The organism is Microcystis sp. M049S2, from assembly GCF_020245625.1.
GTDB lineage: Bacteria > Cyanobacteriota > Cyanobacteriia > Cyanobacteriales > Microcystaceae > Microcystis > Microcystis ichthyoblabe_A.
The window spans coordinates 1-4026 of record NZ_JADBUN010000081.1 but is presented as its reverse complement, the minus strand read 5'-3'; the positions used below and the strand labels follow the sequence as shown (position 1 = coordinate 4026).

Below are 4026 nucleotides of genomic sequence, written 5' to 3'. Positions count from 1 at the left end.
TTTTCTTTGTCAGTAAGGGTGTCAACAAGGAATATTACAAATTGTTAACCGAGTCTTGAAAGCCTTGTGCTACAAAGGTTTGAAATGTTAAGAAAGATGTGACTAAAGGACAGCTTAATAAGGGGGGTATCTGACAATTTTTAACACCGACCTACTTAGTATGATTGACTCCCAATCGAACTTTAAAAACCCAGTTATGGATTGTTTCTCTCCATCTCCCCCACTTCCCCACTTCCCACTTCCCACTTACCCACTTCCCTTACTGACGACTGATTACTGATCACTGAAAATGCTCCCTAGGGCTAAAAGCTGCCAAGATCACAAAAAAGACCGCTATGATCCAAAATAGAAATCATCGTCATTGGTAGAGAATAGGTAAAAAATCTATGACATCTTATGCGGCCTCCTCTGCACGAGCCGAAATGAGCGAACTTCGGCGCCTAAAAACCCTGCTACCCCCAGAATTACAAAGTTGGGTAACGGTAGAAGGTTCTACAGAGATTAACCCCCCCCTGATCCGTTGTGAAGAAATTGGCAGAGACGAGGTAGAAATTCAGATAGATTTGGCAAAATGGGAAAATTTAGCCATCGATCAGCGTAATTTGCTCTTTTGGCATGAAGTGGCCAGGATTCAAAATGATAGTATTCCCCGGGAAGGCTGGGAAATGGCCGCCCTCGCTATTGGTTTAGGTGGTGCGGTGGGAGAATTATGGGTACAGGACGGTTTATTATTGCTTTTGGCTATGGGATTATGTGGGATTTCCGGTTATCGTCTCTGGCGCAAAAATAACGGTGATAAAATTCTCAAAGAAGCGATCGAAGCCGATGAAAAAGCGATCGCCCTGGCCACTCGTTTCGGTTACTCTCTCCCCAACGCCTACAAGAGCCTAGGCAGTGCCTTTAAAACCCTAATCGAACAAACACCTAACCGTCGTCTGCGTAAGCGTTATGAGACCCGTTTAGATGCCCTAAGGAAGAGTGCGGCGAAAGCGAAATCCCAAACCCAAGGCCGTCCGCCCCTAGGTGAGATTCGTTAGCCGATAATTACAGATAATCTGTGACATTACCCATTGGTATTTGCGGAAAAGTGTAGTAAACATTTAAGTAGGTCATCAGGCCTTGCTCATCTATCAAACCACCTCGTTGTGTCGATGACTTCCCAAATTCCTGAAACACGTTTTCTGATCATTCCGATGGAGTATCCGGTTTTGCGGATGCCGGAACGCTTGACTGTCTTGGAAGCAGTACAGTTCAAGAATCTGTTTCACCATCTCATCGCCCAAACACCCACTCCCGAAAAAGTCATTCTCGATCTGAATGCCACTCAATTTATGGATAGTAGTGGTGTGGGTGCTTTAGTGCATAATCTCAAAGCGGCTAGGGAAAAAAATATCGAGTTAGTGCTAGCTAACGTCCATCCCCCAGTGATGGGGGTTTTATCGATTACGGGACTAGATCAATTATTCACCTTCCAAACCTCCTCCCTAGCACCCCAAGAAAACGGCCTTACTACCCCTGAAAACCATCTACCGGAAACCCATCCCTCGATTCGCAGTTGGTTAAAGCGCGGTCTTGACATTCTTGGTGGCATCGTGGGTTTATTAATCACGGGGGTTATTTTTGTCCCCATTGCTATCGCTATTAAGTTAGACAGTCCAGGGCCAATTTTTTTCAGTCAAACCCGCTGCGGTTGGTTGGGAAAGGAATTTAAGATTCTTAAGTTTCGTTCCATGTGTGTGGATGCAGAAACACTCAAGGATAAAATCCCCAATCAAGCGGAGGGAGCTTTTTTTAAGAATAAAAATGATCCCAGGATTACCCGGGTAGGAAAATTTTTACGTCGTACCAGTTTAGACGAATTGCCCCAGTTTTGGAATGTGATCACCGGTGAAATGAGTCTTGTCGGCACTCGTCCCCCCACACCGGATGAGGTGGAACGCTACGATGTTCCCCAATGGCAACGTTTAGACGTAAAACCCGGTATGACGGGAGAATGGCAGGTGAATGGTCGCTCTCAGGTGCGTAATTTTGAAGAGGTAATTCAACTAGATTTGCGCTATCAAGAAAATTGGAGTTTAGGCTACGATCTACAACTGATTTTTAAAACAATTTTGATTCTCTTTCAAAAAAACAGTGGTGCCTTCTGAAGTCTTAAATTCCCCTTCTTTCCCCCTCCAATTCCATCTACAAGTCCGGACGGAATTGGCAGCTTTAATCCCAGTCCTACAATGGTTTGAATCTCACGGCCGCTCTTTTTTACCTGACTCGGTGCTTTGGCAGTGTAAGGTGGCTTTAGCAGAAGGATTTACTAATGCTGTCCGTTACGCTCACCAACATTTACCACCGACCACACCGATCGATCTAGAATTAACTTTTTCGTCCCATTCTCTAGAAATAAGAATATGGGATCACGGTCAACCTTTTGATCTGCAAGCCAAACTCGATTCTCTACAACAACATCCCCTCGCACCTTTGGAAATGGAAAGCGATCGAGGATTACTTTTCATGCGTTCTCTTACTGATAGTTTACAATATATCCGCACTGGCGAAGGGAGAAACTGTTTAATTCTCCAGAAAAGTTTTTAAGTCAATTTATCCCCTGCTAGAAACTACGTCAATGGTACAGGTTTCCAGACGAGAAAAAAGAATTATCCCACCCCCCACACCCCAGACAAGGGTGGGAAGATGTCCGGAGGGTGCTTTGAGAGAGAAAGTAATTTGATCGTAGTACAACCACTTGTTATTAACTCGCCAACCGACTTTTGACCCAAAAGCGTTCCATTTTTGTTGGTCATAATTGCCGCTTCCTCCCAAACTTTCATAGATTCTTTTCTGAACAGATATACCGAATTTTCCCTGACTATATTTTAACCAGAGTTGATTGATAGTGGCTAAATCTTCACAGGGAAAGTTATCTATATCTTCTATCTTAAGATATTTTTCTTTAGTTCGATCGGCAACTTTTAAAAATAGATTAGCCGTTTCTTGATCGGCCTCTCGCCATTTTTCTTGCGCTAAGAAATCCCGTAGGTTAGTGTAATCAATTGCCTTGACACTTTTGAGGTTAATTTCCTCCCTGGTGGCAACTGGAAAAACTGATAAAACCGTTTCTTGAATTGTGTCCTGTGATCGGGGTTTTGGCGGAATCACTACGGCTAATTTTACCGCTAACTCTTGCAGGACTTCCCCGGCTGATTGATAACGTTTTTTGGTGCCAAATTCAATTAATTTATCTAAAATTTCACCTAATTCAACCCTAACAGGATTATTAATCAGGTGCTGTCTCCATACCCATTCATGTTCACTCACATCGAATAATTCAAAGGGAGATACTCCCGTTAATAAATAGATACAAGTGACTCCTAAACTATATAAATCACTGCTATTAATCGCTTTGCCATTGCTTTGTTCTGGGGCGATATATCCCGCCGAACCGATCACTGTTCCTGTCAGGGAAAGATTAGCAATGGTTATAAATTTAGAGGCACCGAAATCCACTAAAATTATTTTATTATCGATGCGTCTCCTAATTATATTAGCTGGTTTAATATCCCGATGAATGACTCTTTTAGCATGGATAAAATCAAGAATTGGCAAAATTTCTAATAAAAGATGTTTAATCTTTTCCTCATTGAAAACTCCCTCGCTTTGTAATTCTTGTTCTAGATTTTCTCCCTCAATATATTCTTGAACAAGATATTGTCGCCCATCATTGCCAGTAAAATAGGCATAGAGGGAGGGAATTTGTGGGTGTTGACCGAGATTATCTAAACTAATCGCTTCTTCTTTAAATAATTCCGCAGCCTTCTTGAGAGCATTACTACCCTGAGCGCTAGGAAAAAATTGTTTAATTACACAATAGGGTTGAGAAGGTTTATCCTCATCAATTGCTTGGAAAGTTTTACCGAAACCTCCTTGACCAATTAATTTTATAGCACGATAACGATCTTTTAGTAATAATTGAAAGCGACATTTTTGACAGAATTTATCTGTAGGATCATTGTTATATAGACAATCGGGATTAAG

General features: G+C 42.1%; 4 protein-coding genes. 3 read left to right on the top strand and 1 reads right to left on the bottom strand.

Annotated elements, in window-relative coordinates; translation table 11 throughout:
* Window positions 1-386 precede the first annotated feature (386 nt).
* The 3 genes from IM496_RS06905 (at window position 387) to IM496_RS06895 (ending at window position 2586) form a co-directional block, all read left to right on the top strand.
* Entirely contained in the window at window positions 387-1037 is a 651-nt protein-coding gene (locus IM496_RS06905) for a DUF3318 domain-containing protein (RefSeq protein ID WP_002756255.1), read from the top strand.
* 114 nt (window positions 1038-1151) lie between these two features.
* The gene (locus IM496_RS06900; RefSeq protein ID WP_287661611.1) at window positions 1152-2147 is read left to right on the top strand and encodes an anti-sigma factor antagonist; all 996 of its coding nucleotides are present in this window, start codon (window positions 1152-1154) and stop codon (window positions 2145-2147) included.
* The gene (locus tag IM496_RS06895; protein WP_271927603.1) at window positions 2134-2586 is read left to right on the top strand and encodes an ATP-binding protein; all 453 of its coding nucleotides are present in this window, start codon (window positions 2134-2136) and stop codon (window positions 2584-2586) included. Before IM496_RS06900 ends, IM496_RS06895 begins: the two co-directional genes overlap by 14 nt.
* A gap of 6 nt (window positions 2587-2592) precedes the next feature.
* Here IM496_RS06895 and IM496_RS06890 read toward each other — a convergent pair.
* Window positions 2593-4026: serine/threonine-protein kinase (locus IM496_RS06890; RefSeq protein WP_287661610.1), on the bottom strand; the 1434-nt coding region annotated here is incomplete at its 5' end.

Coding starts and splice junctions, on each gene's coding strand:
- IM496_RS06905 (WP_002756255.1), top strand. CDS start 387: ATGACATCTTATGCGGCCTCCTCTGCACGAGCCGAAATGAGCGAACTT.
- IM496_RS06900 (WP_287661611.1), top strand. CDS start 1,152: ATGACTTCCCAAATTCCTGAAACACGTTTTCTGATCATTCCGATGGAG.